Annotated in this window: 2 protein-coding genes and 3 tRNA genes; 3 read left to right on the top strand and 2 right to left on the bottom strand. The window is 31.0% G+C overall.

Translation table 11 applies throughout. The annotated features are described in order from the left end of the window. Window positions 1-2,830: 2,830 nt before the first annotated feature. Window positions 2,831-4,669 carry an exodeoxyribonuclease V subunit alpha gene (recD, locus tag GIY03_RS03315; protein WP_457913690.1) on the bottom strand — a complete coding sequence of 613 codons (1,839 nt, stop codon included), beginning with the start codon at window positions 4,667-4,669 and terminating at the stop codon, window positions 2,831-2,833. Continuing rightward, entirely contained in the window at window positions 4,669-8,220 is a 3,552-nt protein-coding gene (gene recB / locus GIY03_RS03310) for an exodeoxyribonuclease V subunit beta (protein WP_457913689.1), read from the bottom strand. The genes recD and recB overlap by 1 nt, the downstream gene beginning before the upstream one ends. A gap of 3,829 nt (window positions 8,221-12,049) precedes the next feature. On the opposite strand from recB, the gene GIY03_RS03305 reads away from it, so the two are divergent. The 3 genes from GIY03_RS03305 (at window position 12,050) to GIY03_RS03295 (ending at window position 19,583) form a co-directional block, all read left to right on the top strand. Continuing rightward, window positions 12,050-12,125 (top strand) — tRNA-Ala (locus GIY03_RS03305). A gap of 6,464 nt (window positions 12,126-18,589) precedes the next feature. Further along, window positions 18,590-18,666, top strand: a tRNA-Ile gene (locus GIY03_RS03300). 841 nt (window positions 18,667-19,507) lie between these two features. Then, window positions 19,508-19,583, top strand: a tRNA-Trp gene (locus GIY03_RS03295). Window positions 19,584-24,733: the final 5,150 nt, after the last annotated feature.

Here is a 24,733-nt window from a genome sequence, read left to right as displayed (position 1 = left end):
CGATTCGTTCGTTCCATAGCATAATACAGTGTCATGCATACCTAAAAATTATTATATAAGCTTTGTAAAAGCACAGAGAGTGTACTGCGTACTATATCACTATTATTTTCTTATCCAAGTGATCATGATCTGTTAATTTTTGATTATCTTAAAAGACATAGCATACATTCTATCCATGCAGTGCTAAAGAGTTTACTAGCAACAGATGTGAATATAATTGACTGCTGTGTTCGGTTTTTTAATGAGCTGTTTTAAGATCCGGAAGGCGAAAAATAGAGCGTTGAGATGTCCTTTAAGGTTGATAGTAAGAATTTAATGTATTTATTGAGTAAAGCTCAGCATATATTAATTAGTAGTATCTGAGAAAACTATAATTATTATGTCTAAGTTGGATATAAGCGCAGCAAAACATCTCGAACATGCAGGAAGTAAACGCAGGAACCTAATATACTAGTCGGATGTACTTGTATGAGACATGCAGCATCTGAATAAATTATCGCTATGACCTATATTATATAGGATGTGCTGGTCAAGTTAGGTCGTCACAGTATTAACAGTTTATTATCAGGAATTGTGTTGTCTGTTCTGCTAAAGAAAATCTTATATCAATCATGACATTCGTGGTGACTTTATCAACTTATGTTACGCGTAATGTGAGGTAGAGATAAAAGCCGATAGTATTTAGTTGATACAATATCTTTTTAGAATTCATATAAATGTATAAATATCTTCTTCTGACCTGCTATATTATTTTATTAATTTTATAATTAGTGTTAGTTGTATTAACCGGACATAACAAGATACTTAGTGTATTACTATAGAAACCCTTAGTATCATTCCTGAATAAATAGTCTATGTATCTATTAAGGTGATCGCAATATTTTACGTCTTATCTCATGTAATTATATAATTTATACTCAATAGACACGACGATATATTGTTATAGACCGTGTGTTATCTGTATATATTGTTTCTTAGTTAAAAAATAATAGGTTTTTGTTTTTCTTTATTGTCTAAGTGATTACTTAGTAACCTCTGTAATCTGTGGAATAGGTTAAGATCATAATAAACGTGATACGTCTAAATTTAGTAGCCATTGCTTTTGAGCGTATTATATTCTAATACATAAAGAATAAAATATACTTTGATTTACTTACTATACAAACTATCAATACTGATAGTATTGGCTAATGCAATGTCGATAAAAACCAGAGTAGTGTTAAAATTACATCTTTTTTTGAGTTTAGTAACTATCTAAAATTTTGCATAAGTTTTAGCTAGGCATGCAAATATTGCACTTTTAAGATTTTATATTTTATTTGAGACTAAGTACCGGTTTTATAGTGATTCTTTGAATTTGTTTAAATGCTAATAGCATGCTTGAGCAGCTTTGTCGTATTCAGGGTTAGATTGTCATTCAACAAGAACATTTTAATAAATGGCATTTACAGGGTGTTATTTTACGCGTGTATACTATTAAGTGCAGAGCAGTTCCGTGATAGTGTGTTTAAGTAATGTAATTATATTGTCTATTAGTATGCTTGATCAATATTTAAGTAAAAGATAATTTTGTATAGGTATATGTTTGTTGCCCTATATGTATGTGTGACTTTTATTATGAGTAGTCGCTCGGTAAATACAATAACATGATCAAGACTTTGTATGCTGACTTATTACATTAACTATTAATTTGAAAATCATTGCTTTGGCTGATGTGTTTTTTTATGAAAAATTTCAATTTTATGATTGAAGGCCAAGTAATTAGCGCTAATGTGATAAAGTAACTTCTTATTAAGTCACAGTGATCTCTCACAGAATAAATGGTTTTTATACTGTTATACCTTTAGTATAGTAAACATCCGTTATGTTGTATTAATATTCGTTACCATCCTAGAACGTTACTATAAAATATAGCATAAGGTTATAGATCATTAAATGATGATTTTTGATATGTATCATGATTTTATAACTTTTTATAAGTTGATATGGCGATCAACTAAAATGTTTAGGATTATGGTAACCTTCTAAATTGTTGACAATATACTTTTAATCAAAAGAAAACTAAATAGTTTTATTTTTTATAAAATTCTTACATATTATAGAATGGTTAATCATGATGTTATCCGTAGTATGTAGCTGATGCTAATCAGCTAAGATAGCATTGTTTTTTGTTGTGTCTTGTATTTTACAAATATATAGTCATATAGTATATTTTCCCTATCTTAAATTAACATTATCAATAAATAACTTTATCTCTGTCTTTTATTTTCATAAGATTATCAGAGTTATAATATCTATAATATACTTGTTCTCTATATCTATAGCATACTAGAGAATATTCTATAGGTGAAGTGATAATAATAAAATTATTTTGTTATATGTGAGAGCGTATAACTAGACTCATCAGTGATGAACAAGCTTTATAGTAGCCATATAGCTGATAAATTATCAGGTAGTGAATAAATTTTTAGTCTTTTTGCGTTTAGATTGTTATTGAAAGTGCTTCACATATTTCATCTTGCTTTTAAATATCTATTAATAGTAACAAGCTTAATAAGTTATACGACAGGAAGCATTTTCAAAAATCAGATGAAAACCATCATTTAAAATGCGTAAAATATGATGAGTAATCACGATTTCCTTTTTTATCACAGCTTACTAATAAGCATGGTAAGTATCCCTCTATCTAGCGACCAGTTTAGTGATTATAATTCTGTAATAGGATAGAATGATCACATGCAATATCCTTAAGAATTGTTAGCATAAAGTTATTGATAATTCATTAAAATTTTCTGTTAAATAGCCAATAAAGATTGGCCATTTCGATTACTTATTGTATTAATCGTTTAGACAAACCACTGTGACGCTGGGTTGGCGTACAAATTGCTTGCATTAGCGTTTGATCAGTGGCCCACAACGAAAATTGATTACGCGCTCGAGTAACAGCGGTATAGACTAACTCACGCGTTAGAAGTGGCAAAAAATAATTAGGCAATACTAATACTGTATGATCAAATTCCGAACCTTGGGATTTATGTAATGTCATTGCGTAAGCAGTGATGTGCACAGGCAAGCAGTGCGGGTTTACTAATTTAATGCTACCGTCTGGTAGTAGGAAGGATATATTCAACTTACCATATTCGTCTAGTAAAGCAATCCCAAGATCGCCGTTATATAGTCCCAAGGTATTATTATTACGTTCAATCATCACAGGCCGTCCTAGATACCAACATCCTAATGAGCAACGTATTAATCCAGTACGTCTTAATGTAGTTTCGATTTGTTGGTTTAAACCAACAACACCGAATGGCCCTGCTCGCAAGGCGCACAGTACTTGAAAGCTACTGAATGTTGTTAAGACTGTAACAGTATCAGCGCCGGCATGCACTTGTTGTAAATACTTTTGGTATCCTTCTGAACACATTGCTAATAGTGCTTGATATTCTTTAGTAGTTCTTAGAGAATACCTTGTAACATCACTAAAATTACCATTTATTACCGCTCTTGCTCGCGTAATATCACCAGTATTAACAGAGTGTGCTAATTGACCAATACCTGATTGAGTGTTGAATCGATAACTTTTATGCAGCAAACACAAGCTATCCCTTATTATCGTTGCTTTTGTAGCTAACTGTCCACATAATACGCAGCCTGTTAAACGAGTGAGTTCTGCGGCTCGTGCTTCACTGTATCCTTCTGAGAAAAAACGACAAATATCTCCAAATACTGCCCCTCCTTCTACTGATGCTAATTGATGGTGGTCACCTAGAAAAATGACCTGTACTTGTTCTGGTAAAGCAGACATTAAATGTGTCATCATCGACAAATCGATCATTGATGCTTCATCGATCACCAGCACATCTAGATGCAAAGGATTTTCTCGATTATAGCGCAAATATTGTCTATTTGGTTGTAACCCTAAAAGCCTATGTAATGTTTCCGCTTTAGTTGGAAATAATGAATGCTGATTCGGTGTGAACACTAGTTGGTGTTTGGTGCTATTAATTGCCTCACTTAATCTCGCTGCTGCTTTTCCAGTTGGAGCCGCTAATTTAATGCGCAAGCATCCGTTTTGATTAAGATATATGAGTGTTGCTAATAATTTAGCAATAGTAGTAGTTTTACCAGTACCCGGTCCACCAGAAATGACTGACATGCGCCGAGTTATAGCTACTGCAACAGCAATTTTCTGCCAGTTCGGTTCGTGGTTGATAGGTGTTTCAAACAGCCGATCTAGCACAATACGTAACTGATATTCGTTAATTATACGTGGTTCGCAGTTGTTTCGTATAAATCGAGCTACCTCGCCTTCACTCTGCCACATACGCTGTAAATAAAGACATTGATTTTGTAATACTAATGGTGTGGCATTACTACCATCGCTGACTGAGGTGCAGTTCATTAGCTGTTTTTGCCATTGACTCTGATCTAGCTGACCAGCCGCTAAACAAAGGTTTTCTGCCAATTCTGGCTGACGACCTGCAAAAATTTTATCTGCTTGTAGGTGATCGAGGGTTAAGCAAATATGACCTGCTCCTACTTCTGCGCTTAAGAGGGCCGCAGCAAGGAGTATAGCAGGTGCATCTTCCGTAGATACAGTACGAGCAAACTGTATATCGAGTGGTCTCAATAATCCTAGCGATGCTGCCTGCTCCAGCAGTGATAGCATTATTTATTTTTCCTGACAGAAGCGTCAACACTGAACAAAAAATCCATGCCTTCTACCAATTTTTGTGATGGGCAATAAGTGAAGATACCATTACCTGGGTGTAGTGTATCTATGCCGCGAAGAAATAAGTAAATTATTCCACCAAAATGCTGTTGATAGTCGTAGATTGTTAGTCGATGACGAAGATAGCGATGCAACGCGAGAGTATAAAGCTGATATTGTAAATCATATCGATGTTCCATTATTGCGTTCTCCATTGCTGATAGTGTATACGCACGACTATCCTCGCCCAGCCAGTTGGATTTGTAGTCTAATAAATAATATTGACCCTTCCATAAGAATACAAGATCAATAAAGCCTTTTAGCATACCTGTCACTTTTTGAAAATCCAGCGCTGGACAACGTGCAGAAAGTGGGTCATATTTTTTTATTAATGCATCCAGTGTGTGCGCATGTAAGAATGTATTAATTGGAAGATAAAACTGAAATTCAGTTTGTTTGTGTCGTGGTTTTAATACCGATAACGTCATGCTGTTTCTGTTTAAAGAACTAGTTAATAACGTTTGTATCCATGTGTGCAAAACAGATGTCCACTGCTCTGAAAAACCTTCTTTTTTTAATTTCTTTAATAACCAATGTTCGTTGAGTGGCTTCGTGAAATCAAGTGTCTCGAGTATATTGTGAAGAAACGTGCCAGGTGTTCTGCCGATGGGAAATGTGTGCTGTGTAAGTGCATGCTTTTCTTTTTCTGTTTGCTCGTGCATAGAGTCTAAATTAAATTCTAGTGGAAGGTCGCGTGAAATATCTTTGCTACACCGCTGTAGGTCAGTATAACTGGTAACTCGCCAACAATCCTCGATCGGTCGAGTAAAATATCTTGCTGCTAGCTTTTGTGAGTTGGTTTTTTGGGGCTGCCATGTATGTTGGTTGATCATTGCGATTTGTGAAAGCATGATATTGCCAGTAGCTAATGTTTGTAAACGTTTATGTAAATACACTGCATCGCCAGCTTTTCCGCGTTGCACTAGATACCCTAGTGCACTATGATGTAAGTCAGTCACTCCTCGCTTCTTACGAGTACCATGGATTAATGGTGCAATGCCAATGCTGCTATGATAAACTGAACGGGTTAACGCTACATATAGTAAGCGCATATCTTCCGCTAAACGTTCTTCTTCTGATAAAACCAGATGTTCTTTGTTGATGTTCAAATCCAATAGAGCCTGGAAAGTGTAACGATCGTGATACAGTGCTTGTGGTTTTTTTCGAAAGTTACTGATAAATGGTAACCATATGAGATCAAACTCTAATCCTTTTGATTTATGGATAGTAATGACTTTTATGCAATGCTGATCACTATTGAGTCTTAGTTGATGATTATCAGACGCGAGATTAGGTTGTGTGATTTGCTTGGTCATCCAGCGCACTAGCACTGGCGCGCTATCAAATTGCGCAGAAGCTTCTTGTAATAGCTCACCCAAATGCAATACGTTAGTTAGACGCTGATTGCCATCCGGATCAGACAGCATTTTTTCGGGTATATGGTGCTCTTTTATTACTTCATGCAGCATCGGTAATATACCGAATTTCTCCCAGAATGTACGGTATGTATCAAATTGTCTCACAATCCCATCCCATGCGATTTTGTTTTCATTTATATTAGCTAATGTGAGGGTGTCCAACCCTATTAGTCTGGTTGCCATAGCGCTACGCAACGTATGTGCTTCTTTTGGTGCTAGAACAGCTCGTAACAGCCACAGAAGATCCTTGGCTTCTGATGTATCAAATATACTGGTGTGATTAGAAAGATAAACAGAGGGAATAGAGACTGCACTAAGCGCATTACGCACAATGGCCGCTTCGTTACGGTTTCGAACTAATACTGTAATATTTGATGCTTGTACTGGCTTTCGACATTTCTTGCTGCTATGCAACCACGCCTGACCCTCTTGTCCGGCGTTCAGCCACTTACAGATCTGTGATGCACATACCTTTGCAGTCAAGTTTTGATAATCATTAACACTTACACCTGCACCAGGTTGTAACCAAAACTGTATTGCTGGTTGTGATGTATTCTGTAGTTCAAATATCATCGCTTGATTTTTTTTTGTTGCACTGACTTTAGTAAATGGGATTTGGCTAAATATAAAGGGTTGTTTTAATTGGCCAAACAAAGTATTAACGCTGGCGATCATCGCAGGAGACGAGCGCCAATTAGTGTCTAGGGTATAATGCGCGTTTAATTCAGAGCGAGCGCGCATATAGGTAAAAATATCAGCACCGCGGAAGGCATAAATTGCCTGCTTAGGGTCGCCAATCAATAACAAACCACAGTGTGGTTGGCCAACATAAAGCTTTTGAAAGATACGGTATTGTAGTGGGTCCGTATCTTGAAATTCGTCGATAATTGCCACTGGATAGTCTTGACGAATCGCTTGTGCTAATTTTTTTCCCGCCGTGCTTTGCAATGCAATATCCATTTGGTTAAGGAGATCATCAAAACCACACTCAGCACGTTGGCGTTTCTTTTGCTGAATTGAATAGCGTACTTCACTTAGTGCGTGTGCTATGACTAAGTCGCGTAGCGTTAGGGGTGTAGAAAATAATTCATCAATGGCAGTAAATAATGCATGACGAGGTATTTCACCTTGCTGAGTTTTTTTTAATAATATTGATTGCCGAAAATTATTCAGTTCTTTGGGTAAAGTATAGTCTAATGTTTCTTGCATCGCCCAGTTATCTATTTTTTTTAACCAATTTGATAGGTGTTTGTTACTATAGCTACGTTTATCAATTCCGGATTGATTAATCAATGTCTGTAAAGTATCTGTAAATTTCTGCCAACTTGTCTTAATAGCATTAATTTGTGACACAATTCTCTTATGGCGCAACATCACTGTTTCTGTATCTTTAGGTGGTTTGTATAGCACTGGCGCTGTACTATGCAAGTAGTCGGCAATATCGGCTAAGAGCGCTGCTGGACCGCTCCATTCTCGGATAATTATGCGGGCAATATTTAATGGTAATTGGTAGCAATATCGACGCCAGAAGTCAGTACAGGCTTGCTGACGTAGCGGAAACTCATCTTGTACGAGCGTTTGTTCAAATAATATGCCGAATTCAAAAGCATTTCGAAGTAATACTTTCTGACAGAATCCGTGAATGGTATAAATCGCAGCTATGTCCATTTGTTGCTCAGCTAAGAGTAGGTGCGAAACAGCAACAGAGAGGTTATTAATTTCATGTAACAATATAGAAAATACTGGTTCTTGACTTTTTCCACGCATACAAGCGAGGCGAAACTCATAAATATTATTGCGAATACGTTTACGTAATTCTTCAGTTGTAGCTTCAGTAAAAGTTACGACTAGAATTTCTGCGACGGTCAGTGGACGAAGGAACGCCGTATCTTTTCCAAGACCTAGCAATAGCCGGAGGTAAATCACGCCAATCATAAAGGTTTTTCCGGTTCCTGCAGAGGCTTCAATAAGTCGCTCACCGAATAATGGTAATGTGCAGGGATTTAACCTCCGTGGAACTCTTTCGGTCATAATATTGTTATTTTGCAAAGCAAAGTCTGTCATAATTTATAGAAATAATAACTGGTAGTTCAACATTTTTTCTTGGTATAGGATGTTTTATCATGACTGCTTCCGTTAACCTATGATAACATTGTTAGGTGTGTAGGTCAAATATCATGTGATAAAGAAACTAACTTGTTAGCATGAGTCCGTTAGGCTATTGCCTTAGATTCTTCTACATCTAAAAGCAAACTATTTTCAATTACAATCGTTATTAAAGTGCTGACTTTATTCATCCGGAATTTTGCGATCTACCAATAAGTATGTGAATTAATACTAGTTCATACTGCGTATAGTTTAAATCGTTTCTGTTACAACTGTAATTTATTTGTGAGGATAAGAGTTACAGTAACATTCAGATACATGTGATAATTATTGACTTTATAGCGTACTAACATACCAATTAGCCGAGCACAAACATTATTCAGGAAAGTAGTATATTATTATTATTTATATGCTTGATTAACTGGAAAATTGTTCTCTGTATCGTGTAGAAGTTATTATGTATTTTGCAAGATACTTGTCTACTAAGACTTGGTAATATATTACAGAAAAAGTGATAAAGTAATATAGATGCGTAATATTGCATATTGTCAGTGACTGAGTTTGATTAATCTGATCCAGATAGATACTAGTATCCACGTATGAGTACAGCTAAATTTTACTCATAGAGCTTAGAGCAAACACTAGTTTTGGAGTTTTTAAATAAATTGCCGTCTTGTTTATTGTTTTATTTATATTTTACAATTAATTATATTACATATAACTTAGAGATCAATAGAATCATTGTTGTTAACAAGTTTTTACAAGATATTTTAGAAAAGACAGTTAAAGTTTTTTATAACACAAAATTAGTGCTGTATCACAAGGAGTGCTCAAAAATATTTTAATATTAGAGTATTTCCACTAAATAGTGGGACAGATAAGTCTGCACTCACGTTACTTCAAGATACAGAGTGCTTTTAGAGTGTATAAATAATTATGTTGCTGTTTTTAAAAAACGCTACGCAGTATTGTCTGATCACTTAATGTCGTAATTTATTAGTAAAACATAGAAAGTTATAACCGAATACTCGAGGACAGCTGCGATGAGTCAGCCTATGCGGATTCTCATATTTAGATTTTAGGTGAATTAAAGATATGCATACTTGGTTGATACATAAAAAAACATATCTAGTCTATAGAAGACAAACACAAACACCAATAAAAGTTTAAAAACTATAACTAGGATTTTAGCATTTTGTAACATAGATTAAGTAATCTATCTGGACAGTAATTCTATACGAGAAGCATCTCTGATAGATACGATATCAGTGCTTACAGAATTATTTGTTGCGTAATACTCTTTGAGTGAATTCCTAAATATCAGTGTTTAAGATACCTCAAGGATTTCTCGAGTATCATCATATATAAGCAAGAAGCTTGTTATAGGATTAATGTATGTACCGATTCGAATAAGTAGTATAAACCGATAAATTTTTTTCAATCCTTGAATGTAATCATGAGACATATCTCCAGCCCCTTGATATCAGGAGTACATAATTAACATTACAAGTGAGTAATATCGTAAACATTATAAGACTAAAGATCTCGGTAAAGGTTTTATTTTTAGTTTATTAGCTGTTGTTTGTATGATATTATTTTATGCTAAAACCACAAGTTATATAAGAATTCATGTTCTAACGCTCTAGTCACTTCCTGGAATTTAACTAAGCATACTATTTTGTGTGATGCGTGACATGATTATTATCATAGCGCTGCGCACTAGAAGTGCTATCTAATATTCTCGAATAGTTTAAATCGTTTCTGGTAGTTATCGTTGAACGTGGTCACGCTGATATCAGTCTTATTATTAAGTACGTATGGCAAGTTCAATATTATTGCTAAATATTTTTACGGATACTTGTGGTATCACAAGCAGCTTTGCGCAGTCAGATTAATGTCATTAATTTGTGGAAAATGTACTAATAGTTAAAATAATAGTGCATTTAATATACTTACTATCTCTTCTTTGTATGATTTTAAACTAAACAGGAGTGACCATTTATGTTTTTAGTAGTTAGCCTCATCAATAACTACTTATTTATAATTAATACTCACATTATATAAAAATAATTTTATCTCACTTTAGAGATGAATAGTATGTAAAACTACGGTTTCTAAAGTATTCTAAATACATTCAATGGTATTACTTGTGTAGGGCACTGCATAGCATCGTGTGTAATACACATTAACGCTTCAGTATCGTGATGCAATAAGCCTATCGATTGCTAAATTTTTTAATTATGAAAATCATTGAGGAACATATGGTTTGTAGTACACTAGTCTTTTAAAGACAATATTCGAATCTCAAGAGGTTTTTATTTTATCTCTTCACATCTAACACATCTTTAAGTTAGATGAAAGTTTTAATCTATTTATCTACCTGTAATATAAAATATTTTAGCTTATAGACTTATAGATGTATAGTAGATAGTTACATAGTGGTCCGATTACATATAAATCTACAATGCGTATAGAACCTAGTGAGTATTTTATTATTCAACATAATAGTGAACGTTACTAATGGGAGCTCTCATTAAGCGCTTGACTTAACGCATCATACCTTCATAGGTGCTAGTGAAGGTGTTTCGTTAATGTTTTTTTAAATAATTTTACTCCGTACCTCGGAGAAGGTACGTAGCGATCACTGAATAAATCATTTAGTATGATTAATATCATATGTTATAATAGCAAGTTTTTTACTTTTCTCAGTGAGAGATATAAAGTTCGTAAGAAATCTTAGCGAATCAAGTAGTTTTATAATCAAGTTTAATACTTCACCATAAAATTATTGGGTATAGTATAATATATATTATAGTTGTTCAGTTTATAAAAAACCATATATACCTGAAAGATTATTGTATGAAGCATGGTTTGCATGGCTAGCGTATTAAATCAACTATCTAAAAATACAGTTACAGAGTCAAAACATCAATTAATGAATACTTGCACAAGCGATAAATAAAATGATGAAATGAAAAACTTGCATAACTTGCAGTATTACGAAATAGTTAAAAAGACAAAATCTTAAGGGTGTGTTAAACAAGAACCGTGTTGCTAGAAGTAAGTCATATCCAAAGTAAGTCATATTATGAAAATCTTAGTTAGGTTTTACAACAAATGCAACGTTTTTCATTGAAAATTATCAATAATAAATTTGAGAAAGACAAAAATAACGTTTATTTATGACTACCGTATGAGTAAATGGGGTTACGTATACTTTTAAGTAAGTATCTAAACACAGTAATTATACAAAATTAGTAAATATTAGGATGCTTATCCTAATCCAGCAAAAAATTTGTAATTTTCGGGTGGATAGTAGGAATTGTTAGTGGCTATAGTTTACTGTATATAAGTATTTATTGTTTAATAAATACCGCATAAATCTATGCGATAATACCGTGGCATAAGTTTAAAAAGATTACTTTACTTGTAAGGAATTACTTGCTACGATATCATATATTGTAAAATAAGAACTTACGCGACAATTCAAGGATTTGAATTTAAATTATGTATTTTATCTGTTCTCTGGAACATACTAATCAGTAAATATACCTGATAGGTGTTAGTGAAAATAGAGCGTAAATTCGATAATAGCAAGAGTGCAGTACTGAAAAGTACTTCGTGATGTATAATGTTGTGTGATTATGTTATAAGAGTTCTATGTACTTCTAAATAGATTAGTCTTTTATACGTTTATACCTAAAAAGTGTTTACTACTTATAAAGTAGTGATCTTAGGTGACTATAAAGTTAATGGGGCTATAGCTCAGCTGGGAGAGCGCCTGCTTTGCACGCAGGAGGTCAGCGGTTCGATCCCGCTTAGCTCCACCATTAGTTTAATATTTTGTGATTTAAGGTAAAAGATATTCATTAAGTCGCATGATTATAAAATCAAGATATAACTAAATTAAATAAACACAACAGCGCAGATATCAGTATGTTAAAGAATTACTCAGATCTATTACATGGTAAAAGTGACAAACACATTAGTATAGCATTTAATAAATTTTGAGTTAAAACTAAGATCTAGAAGATCATTATATACAACGTGATTGGGAACATTGATATATCTCACTCGGAGCTAATGAGTAAGGAGATACTTAACAGTCACATTTTAGGTACAGCATGCTTCTGCTTTTGATGAAGTACAATTATTACTGGTTTATTATCTAGAATGTTTCATTAGACATTTCACGATACTTAATGTATGATGTTATCATACATTGATAAAAAACAATGTAAGTTAGCTGTTTAAGTTATTTTTTAAAGTGATTTATATATACTGAATATATGACATTGAACGTTGTTTTATAAACAAAGTGCTTTATAGCCGGCAGTATTACGGTGCAGTTGTAATAAATTACATAAATGATCACGAATATAGTTAAAAGAATATCTTAATTAAGATACCGAATAAGTTTCATATCCTAAATGCGATTATGCTTAGTATCTAATGTCTATTGTCATTGACCGTGATGTACTTGAATTTTCAATGGGAAATAAATATAAAAAAAAATCCTTAGATATCAAAACTTAAAACACTCTGTTATGTTAACACTGCTACAGCAAAGTGTTAGACAAATAATTTGTATGTTACAAGATTTGTTATAGTCTCTGCGAGAGAGGTTTGATATTTATACGTCAGCACTAGGTGATGTGATTTTTTATAATACTGAAGAATATTGCCCATAAAAAAATGAAATCTCTGAGTAATTAGAGAGATACACTTACACTTTTGACGTTCTTTTAAATGCTAATCAATAGGAATAAAAATAAATCTATCGTGCTGTCCGTGTGTTTTTGGTTAATTCAGTATATAAAAATGAGTCATGTATTATTTTATAAGGTTAATCTACAAGAGTTTTCAACATTGCAACTAGGTGAAGTATTTAAGGTGATCTATTTAAACTCGGGACTTTAGTAATTAGTAAACTAAAGAATCGTGGTTATATTGCAACAGATTATCACTATTTGTTTTTTTATCGTAGAGTTTGCTCGATATATACTTGATACGCTGTCATGAGAATATATGAAGCAGTAATAGCATTGATCGTTCTGCACCAGAATATAAAGTCGCTATATAATGCATTAAGTTGTTACGCCGTAAAATTATCATATAAATAAAGGCAACTAATGCCTTTATGGGGTAAAGTTTTATAAGTGCACTAATTTATCGTTTGAGTTAGTGTATGACGAGATAAGAACTAAAACCCATTCACTGACGATTCTGTGATATAGCAGAGCATAGTCAGAAAAGAAGATTACATAAGCCATGGATAATATGATATGACTATTACTACAAGAATGTCACTAGATATAGTGACTAATACTGGTTATTACTCATCCGGCAAATCTTGTATATATTCGAAGTCTTAAATTTTAGTGTAATTTCAATAAGAAGCTGGTGAACCTCTCTTTACGTGCAGATGAATATACAAACATAGTTAATAGAAATAGATTAATGTTTTGTATTTAGTGTACTTGCTTCAAGTATATAAAGGTGCTTAGAAAAGTAAAAATAGTTATAAAAATGCAAGTGTTTTAGTGTTTCATCAGTAAAATTAGAATACTATAATATTATATGTACTAATACAATATTTAGGTCTAAACACTATTAGAACACTATTACTAATAGCGTTTTCTTAGTATGAACGCAGATGTTATAACTAAAATTAATAAAGGTGACTCGATTTAATTTACTTAAACATCAATGAAACTTGAATGAAGACAAGAGGTGAATAGAGCTAAAATTTTAATAAAATTTATTAGAATATAGGTAAAATTACACGTAGATAAGATTTTAGTTAGATGTGGAAAAAACTTTAATTATATAGAAATATTATTCTATACCCACGTGAGACTAGAAGATACCGTGTTGTTCAGTTCCGTATTTTAGTGAGCCTGTAAGATAAATATGTGGTTTTTATTATAAAATTTAGCAACGCTCTTGATACCTGTCAATGGTCTCAAGAGAATAACATTGAAGGTAGACAAAGATTTATTAATTTCTATATGTCACCTAACTATAGTAGTAGTTGTTAATCTCAATCTAAGTGAAATCACTTGCGTTTCAAGGTGGTAGAATATTAAGCGTGAGATATTTATTAGAACCTGATACTAAATGGAGTTTTTAGTTATATAATAAATGAGAGGTTTTGTGAACATGGCTTTATCAGTCCGCATAATATAATCTAAATAGCATTCTTTAGTTTTTATTTTTTTACTAACCTTGCGATTCCCTTTCGAGATAATATCTAACGAATAGATTAACTAAGTCTGTTGATTTATACGGTGTTCTAAACAAGATACCGCTTATCTGGTAAAAGTTTATAGCATAATGTTAATGCGTAACAGTAACTAATAATTAGCTGCTGTCAATAATGTTGTGCATGATGTTTTAAACAGTTGTAAATATATTACATAGTTTAATAGATATACAGAAAAATTATTACTCAAAGACTATTAAACACTTTAAAACGATAAGTTAACTTTTTCGGAGTCTATATTAATAAGAGTATTTGATACTTTGATATCAATTCTTCTATGGTTGGACTAATATAAAATTTCAGTATATTTATTGAATACTCACAATTATAAACACTAGATCGAAATAGTCATTAACAGATCTAGTGCGATTTATTGTGAGCATTAGACAGTATTGAGTAATACGTCTACTAAAAATATAATAGTGTATTATTAATTTTGCGATCATTGAGGAACTAGAACAAACTTGTAGTGATATGTAGTCATGTTAGGTGTTAAAATTTTTACTTGTATATCTTTTAACAATAATTCTATGAAGATCTACAAGTTTCCTGAGGGGAGCTTTAAACTACGACTTCAAAATAGGTATGCATAATCTATTGATATATGAAGCATATCAATACACATTTTTGCGTGGTTAAATTTATGTATGTCGAAAATATTATAAATTAATAATAAATTTTATGTGACGTCTCTAATTGTGGGTTTGTAACAGTATAAGTATGATAGGCTGAAAAGATAGAGTTTTTTAGAACGATTCTGTGTTGTTTTAGAAACAGCATTCAACTTTACAAACACTATTCATACCTTAATGATTGTGTGATCTCTATGTAGAAAAGCTTATTGATAAGCATACCTTGAATGTTCTTCAGTATAACTTCTGATAACATGAAAATATCCATGATCATTAATATTCTTAATTCATGACAGCACGAATATATATTAGTAATATTGTGAGTGGACTACAGAGATACGGTTTTTAACCTAGGTGATCTATTCTTATAGGTTTTATAAGATTAATATTCAACTTTTACAGCTGATACTATCAGATAGTGTTAGTATTATATGGAGTTTTTAATTAATGTATTGTTTTATTGCTTAAAAATCGTAGGTATATAGCTATAGTTATTGATATGCTTCATATTCATGAATAACCTCTATCACTCATGACCATGACCATGACCATGACCATGACCATGACCATGACCATGACCATGACCATGACCATGACCATGACCATGTCACTGCTAGAAGATCAAAGGAAGATAGTCATCCTAATTATAAACAGAGACATGGAAAATGCCATTATATAAAGAGACTGATGCGATGCTATCAATACAAGATTATTGTGATATAATTAATTGACATAGATCATGTGCTTTCGCTGCCTATATGCTGCTATATTAGTAGGTGTCTAAGTAATCAGAATACTACAAAACATATGCCCTACAATAGTAATCCTCATGTTATGTAGACATATCACTCTGAAGGCATCGTATGGATACTTTTTCAATTATATAATTGCTATGACTTTATCTTGTATGGAATTAGATAGTTATTATATCGTTCTCGACATATTTATATAAATATATTACACTGATATAACCTACAAAAACTGGTAGGTCTATTATATACATATAATAGACAGAGAGTGCTAATGTACCTGAACACTGCTACAATTAACTAAACCATTAAGCGCACTTAATTAATTGATGGTATTGATGCAACACAACAAAAAGCGGACATATTACTAGATGTCTTTTTGGAAAAGCTATAATGGTAAAATCCATGGTAGCGTTAAACACTGACGTGTGGTGTGCGTATTAAACTTTAATTATATGAATAATATAGTACTTTGTGGGTGAAAATGTCTAGGGAAAGATATCTCTATCTTTTATTGTATAGAAAAGTATATTAATAAATAAATTAGTATAGAACAGCTATAAATGAAGAAGATTGTTTTATGTGATAAGATGAATGGTAAACTATAACAATACAATAAAAAACAAGAACACTATTTATCCACTATATTAAAAATAATTATAGGCAAACACTATCTTTTGTGACGTCTTGACAAGATTGAACGACTATTATCTTATAAAGTTTCTCTTAATTGTTAAATATTAACATATACGATCGAGTAAGATCAAAAGTTTAATGTAAATTAGAACGTTATAATGCATTTCTTTTCTTGCATTGCTTGTGTATAGTACTAAGTTTAAAAAAAAAGAAAAATTCAAATAATAGCTTGACTTTTCTAAAAAAGAGTAGATTATCACCCTATAAAGCATACGCTCATTATTAGTGATTAATTGCTCTTTAAAAATTTATTAGATAATTTTATAAATGCTTTAGTAGATTATTACGTGCTTCCTCTTAGGCAATATCAAAGTCTTAATTATCATGATTATAGTTGTGCTTATATAGTTTATTTATACTTTATTTATAGTATGATCATAATGATATATTATCTAGAAATTTAATAAAACTAATGCATTCTCATATATAATAAATAATTTAAATGTAGTTTAAAGTGTTAATCAAATAGAAATAAAATACTTTTTTCGCTGTGTCATTTAAAAAATTTGTAAATCATAGACAAAACTAACATAGTTTTAATAAACTTTGTGAAAAGCAAGCGGTAAGATCTGCTCTTTAAAAGAGCAAGAGCTGTTTATTTTGTAAACATTATGTTATTGGGTGTATCAATAAGAAATATAAACTGAAGTTAGGCTTCAGGTTTTTAGTTAATTAGTGTGTACTCTAAAAGATCACTAACGACACTGGTACTAAGAGGTCCGGTGTAACCTTATAAAAACCGAATAGTAGAAAGTACTGAATATTATGCAATATTTTTTATAGGACATCAACATTCACAACTTAAAAACAAGATGTTTTTAGTGAGAAGAGAACAAAAGTATGAATCTTAATTGATATTAAGATTATTCTCGCAATCAGACATAGTACCTTTCGCTAACAGCGGCTATATCACTGTTAATGCATAATATTAAAGGTTATTGAACGGTAGCAAGTAAACACACTATATTGTAATTATGTAAAAAAATAAAAACTAGTTATAACAATCAATTATATAGAGAACTACGGATATGTCATAAACCGCTATTTTATGATAAAAATCAAAGACTAATAAAAATATAAGAAAACTTAAATATTCTTATTTTTTCATACAATTTAATAATCATTTAAAGATAATGATTTTGCGGGTATTTAGTTAAATATGATGCGTTAGTTATCTTCAATAGATAGTGAACAACACGATGACAGTTATAATAAGCGAAAATGCACTATATATGCAGAAAATTATATAATTAAATTTAATACAACATATAAGAGTCTATTAACATTTAGAGAAGTTTAGATATAGAAAGGTGTAGTTAAGACAATTAAATATCTAGTTTTACTATGTTTATTGCAATGTATATTGTAAATTTAAAGCTAAGTGTTTTAGAAAATATGCTCTAGTTTTCTTATACGCACAGAAGATTAAAGCCTAAAAGTTATTAGTACTGCATGTATAAAATAAATATAATATAATTCACTATTAGTTATTGATTTTAAAGCATACTAAAATTTCATGGAGTATGTATTAAAAGCGCAAAAAAAGAATATCTGCTTATTTTAAGTGTTTTTAATTCAGTAAAAGTGTATATTGCATTAATAGATATAAAGAAAATTGATCGTGTAGTATTGTAAGAATACACATCTTGTTAGCCTTGCTACATTAGACTGTAGTGAATTTTTAAATTTGTTTGTATTAGCACAAGATCACTGTAATAATCATAGATAACATGCTAATATAAGCATGTAATACCTCTCACATATATAAATTTATTATAATATGAGTAAAAGTCGCAATAGAATAAGTATTCTGCACCACTTATTTTATAAGTGAGTTAAACTATAAGATAGTCATATAAAAATTAAATAATATTATTATTTAATTTTTGAAACAAGACATTAACGCTGTGTCTTAATAAAGACATATTATTAATACGTTAGAGATATTGAATAGGCTTGTAGCTCAGTTGGTTAGAGCGCACCCCTGATAAGGGTGAGGTCAGTGGTTCAAGTCCACTCAGGCCTACCAAACTTTCACAAATACTGAGTGAATTATATAATGATTGTTCTAGCAATTACATTATATAATAATATATCTTATTGAAGATAAAATATTGATGTTTTAGAAAACATGATTCAAATTTTTGAATAATTAAATAATTATAACTATGATTATAAATCATGATTTATCTTGCATGGAAGACAAATTCTATGATTTTATTAAATTTTACCCTTTATTTAGTATGGAGTATACAAAGAAAGTTATCGTATATTGCCAAGTATATTTCTGCTTAATGAGCCAAAATTAAATATCAAAACAGAACATCAGAATTTATACTGCGACAAGAATTTCACAATAAATTTTATTTTATATTTTATCTTGCTGTTATAATCTTAAATATTAATCATCATTAAAGATGAGTATAGTTTACGAACTAAACACATAGACAGTTTTAGGATTTATGCAGAGAATGATCAGCAAATAAAAGCAATAAATTGATAACTTGCAAACATCGCTAGATAGCTAATAAAGTTGCTATACTTAATTATATAAGATGAAACATTTAATATATGCCACTATTATCGTGCAGTACATGTACTTGTTATAAGTTATAAAATAAAAAGCATTGAATCATCAATATACATGGCTGTAGTGCTAATATTTTATCTAAAAGATCAAGGGTACAATTATTATCATGAAGTTACACATACTAATTAGTAAAAACCATGGGTAAATAGAATATATATAAATATGTGTGTATAGACTTTAATAAGTTGACTCTCACATTCACTAAGCAATATTTGTTAAATCTCTAAATATTTTAGAGATTTTCTACTAACTGCATAAAATACGAGATTAGATATAATATAGGGGCGTAGCTCAGTTGGTAGAGCACCGGTCTCCAAAACCGGGTGTCGTGAGTTCAAATCTCTCCGCCCCTGCCATATCAAATACATTAACCGTAGTGGTTGAAGCGGTGACATAAAGATTTCTATATGAAAACGCCGCCATAGGTAAGTCATGGTGTTACTTTGTCATAGTGATTCTTGAAAAATAGAATATACACATTCCTAAGGAATGTAATTACTTGATGTTACGAGGTTATATGCATATATAACCAGGTTGTGCCTATTCTATGCATAGGAGGTTTGACATCTATATAGTCATTTATTTTATAAGTTACTTCCTCTGTTTTATAAATCACTGCCTCACCTTAATAACAATAACAAAAAAATATATGTAATGTAGAAGGTGTTACATATAGTATACAGTGCTATGTTCCTTGTATTATATAGTTTTCGTAGACTGCATCTTAATTATAGAGGGATAATTGTTGTTTATTAGAGAAGAATTTTATGATATATATATCAATGATATTATAGTAATTTTCTTACATAAGATTCAATATTCTTAATTAACAGGAAAGCATATTTTATAATCCTACGTGTGATTTTTCGTAAAATTCTACAAACATTTATTTTTTTGCATGCTACATATATACTATATGCCATATTTTTATACTTGAAAGTATAATAATGAGATAATTAAATGGTATTTGCAAAATACAAAGCGGTGCTCCACTAGTGAGCTACTGGTTTAATGATTGTCTATATAGTTTTAGAAAGATAAATTTTAGGATAATATATAGGTGTTAGAGTGTTACTACGCTTAATAGTCATCAGCAATTTATATCCTAGATTTATTTTTTTAGAATGCAGACCTCCTTATTATCTTGATATATAAGTAACTTCAAAAGGTTAAAAAAGTTTTCTAAAACATACTAACTTTCAGTATATAGAGGTTACAAGATAATTTTTATATGATCATATTCGTTTAAATAAAAGGGTAGCAGAAGAGACGTTTTATATTAATTTTTTCTGATTAGTGCGTTTATCATTCATTATTACACAGTTAAGTTAATTAATAAAATGCGATATCTTAAATCATTTATAAGTATTGAATAAACTAAGAATTTTATTCTGCATTAATACTTTAAAACTTCACCGTTCCTTGATAAATGTATATTTATAACATATGATATAATATAATAAATATTAAACATTGATTTAACAATTAACCGACAAATGTGCTTCTTATTGTTAGAAGACATGCTATCTTTTTTTATGCATCTATGAAAAAATTTCATATATATTTATAATATAAAAATAAGACGATAAAATAAAAGGTATAATGTATACGGTTAGTGTGCTGTGATCTTATGGCTTATCTACTATATTAGTAGATAATATGTTTCCACCTTGTCATATATAATATTATTGTTCCACTAGATTCTTAAAATGTATTAAATTCGCAATAATGCATAATGCATCAGTCAGCCTAAGATAGCTAGCTTTAAAGTGTTGAACGCAGCGTACTCTAGTGAATAGTTTAGAATATTAATGATAGATGTGCTAATATTACAAGTATCATATCTAGTATTGGTAGATCACTAAGTAATAACATCACTATTAGTTAACTAAAACGCGAATGAAAAATTAAGAATCTCTAGTTTATTAATGCTGAGTCATACATAAACTTTCAGGTAATAAATATATTCAGGTCCGCGACCTTCTCAATGATCAATCGTTTGTGATATAACATACTTATTTTCATAAGGCAACTTTATTTACATTTAAGTGTCTAAGTGTGTATTTGATATTTAGATATACTGTATCTTGGTAGATACATAGATAGCTACATTAGGACAGTCATTTCCTGTGGGATTAAGGTAAGTTATAAAAAAATAATAATAGTTAGATCTGTAAGGATTAATTACCAAGATTATAGTTTATGGTGATCTGATCATCTATGCTAATAACAACTAAACATACCAGAAGACATTATGGTATGTTTTATCAATGCAAAGGTGAGTCTAGTAAATAGCTACATGGATAAATAATGATATAGCATATATATAAAAATAACTCCACAATAAATACCAATAGCCCGAACTATTGGTATTTATTATAGAAGTATTATAGAAGTATTAATGATTCTCTATTATATATGAGATACTATAGTGTTATTAGTATCCTATGCCTATAGTATAGATTTAATATAAAAAGCATGAAAAGAATTTTTTAGAAAATCTCAATAAGGTAGCTACTATTAATTATTATTGCACTACTATGAATAATTTCATTCTTACCGTTTATCGTAATAGTTATATTATTCAAAATAACGGTGCTCTGAGAAACCATACAACTCTTTAGTACATAAATCTTCATTGATAAAATACTTTGCGCACTGTTTTTTTATATGTCTTTTTTATATAAATAGACATTATTTGGTGTAGAAATGATTAACGATCTTTTATGTGTTCATATTACTTGAATATCACGGGAATACATTCAATATTTAAATATGTTGCTATATTCAGAGATAGGTGGTTTTGAGAAATATTTCCGCGCAAATAGAAAATTCTGCTGTCCAGAATTGGATGGCCATGACTGTAATCACTGATTTAGTACTGCTTTCTGCTCTTATAGATATAACATATGACTTTCTATACGATAAAGAACTATTGACGTATCTACCTAGGTTTTCGATAGATACTGCATATATTACAGAGAGTTTTGCTTGGGAGTTTCAGTAGCAGTACTTTACATATGTTTTATTCAATATCAAATATAAAAGATTACGATTTTATATAAGCAATATCACGCTAATGTAGGTAATATTTTGTGCTATATATTATGATCATGCGTATTATCACGCACTATTTTCTTAAGTTATTGCGACTTATGTAGGCAGGATAATCGTAATAGTATGCTAATTGTTGAGTGGATTGTATAACTTCTATACTACTTCTAAGATAAAAAATGAGTGTCGATGTAGTATTTACAATATATGCAGTTTTTACTTGGAGATACAAACAGTATATGGCGACAATGTTACGTATATAATTAAATGTTAGCACTCGCTTAAACACCGATATTCGACAGATCTTAATTCACATATTTTAATATGTATAATTAATATTATACTTTTAGTATAGCAAGTATTTGATTAAAATGCATACATTTAAACGCTTTTGTTGATTAAATAATCCGTAAGTGGTATTATATTTGTTCTGTGCATATTCTAGATGTTTATCTTACTTATCCTAAAGATTACGTGAGTGTATAATGTGATGTATGGGTTATGATAGCTAAAGTATCTTCTGAATTCAACAACTTGAATTTCTCAGCAGTCCTGTTTTTGAATATAAAGCGCAGCACTTTTACCTCTGTCATTTTTTAGGTTTTATAGATTAGCTGTTAATTAGTCGAGATAAAGCAATGATACTACGGTATGCTGAGCGTTTAATTACAGTTCTACTTTGGTAGACGTTTGGCGAGATATAGACTGACTCAGTTTAGTTATGCAGTAATGCGCATGCGTATCGTAAAATAAGCGCGTCGAACGTATTTGGTACTATCACTTGCTAGTTGATAGATTTTCTTGAAATGAGTGTATGTAGCTTTTTTAGATGCATCTGATAAGCTAGAAGAAAAAAACTTCCGTTGCTTTATTGATTCGTCTAATAAATTTTAACTATTGTCTAATATAATTAGAAGTTACTTCTAATAATTGACACCTAAATCTGTCTGCTTAGTAGCTTATTACGTAATTTATTACATTATCTAAATATAGATTTATTGTATAACAGGTATATTTAAGGTTAAATAAATAGTAATCTTAAAATAAGATGTGTATACCGAATACGGTGTTACCTAAGTGAGCCTTGAATATTTTCGTGTTATTAGTGTTTATGAAATGCACCTTCTGTATTTTAGCATGCTTTGCAGATTCCTTTATTACTTAAAAAAAATATTAGTGCAGTCAATAAATCACCTCTTTAGAGATTTTAACATAATTATATTGTAAGAAGGTAACAGAATTTACTGCACTCGGTAAATAATCGAATATCTCTTCGAATAACACTGACACTAATACTAGTGCGTAGTAATCAATAATATACTTAAATTTTGTACTATACTGTTTTGTATTGCTTTTATGTGTGCTGTCAAACTTGCATAATTTATAGAATATGTCTGTGAGTGCGTGTATTATCTAAGTTTAAAGTGCTATCGGCTTGACTATAATTGTTAACTTATGGATAGTAAATAGTGTCAGATTGATTTGTAGTTACACTTTGATGTTTTTGTAAATACACGTTAATCGCGAAGTTTAACGACATTAAGTGTAGTATCAGAAGCACTATCACTTAGTGTGTGGTAAAACCTCTATATTGTAATTAACTAACAGTACAAGTTGTAGTAGTTTTTAAAATATAATGATATTGGTTGTTATGTAGAAATAAGTTTGTCTTTACCAAGAGCATTTATGATGCTAAATTATATGCAACTGTGATACAAGTAAATTGTCATGGTCGTTTATATTGATAATATACTGCAAGAGTGCTGCATTGACAAGAAATTTATAAATATTGTTTCCTAGAAATATCTAATATTCAATTAGAGTCAGCGATCCAATGAGATTAATGTTGTTTAGGTAATGTGTTAATAAAAGATGTGCAATGTTAGAACTTCATTAAACGTATTATAGTGATTTGTTTCACCCAGTAGATTGCGTGTGTAATTGTGCATGTGTGATAAGTGATACTCTTTTACATGTTCAGTGCTCAGAGATAAGATATAGGTTACATAAGATCAATCATTATATCTGACTGCGTTAATGCTCAACTTGGATGTAGGCAGTACAGCATTCACGAAAAACAGAAGAGTCGTTGTGAGTACCCGAATTAAATTGACGTTATAAGGATAATACGATCTTTTAGTACATCTTAGCTGTCTATTTAGAATAGTACAGCAATCGCGCTTGTCAATACTAATATAACGCCTATGTACAGTTAGATATTTAAAACGGAATACGTACTAGCTAATATCTTAATTATAGTTTATGAGTATTAGTTATTCAATGTTTGTTAATAACATTTACTTAGATTTACATCTCGTAATCGTTGCTTTCGCCGTTAATACAACCATCATCCTATAAGCATGGCTTTTAACTATATAAAGAGGTGTATGCTTGGTCAGTGCTAAAAAGACGCTATATCAAAATAATGGGAATACAGGTGTTTTCCATATTT

It is taken from the genome of Candidatus Gillettellia adelgis (assembly GCA_020541285.1).
In the GTDB taxonomy this organism is placed as follows: Bacteria; Pseudomonadota; Gammaproteobacteria; order Enterobacterales; family Enterobacteriaceae; genus Gillettellia; species Gillettellia adelgis.
Note: the sequence above shows the minus strand (reverse complement) of the source record. Positions and strands in the feature narration are given on the sequence as shown.

Bases quoted from the DNA above. Each gene is read 5' to 3' on its own strand.
- recB (WP_457913689.1), bottom strand. From the start codon at position 8,220: ATGACCGAAAGAGTTCCACGGAGGTTAAATCCCTGCACATTACCATTA.
- recD (WP_457913690.1), bottom strand. From the start codon at position 4,669: ATGCTATCACTGCTGGAGCAGGCAGCATCGCTAGGATTATTGAGACCA.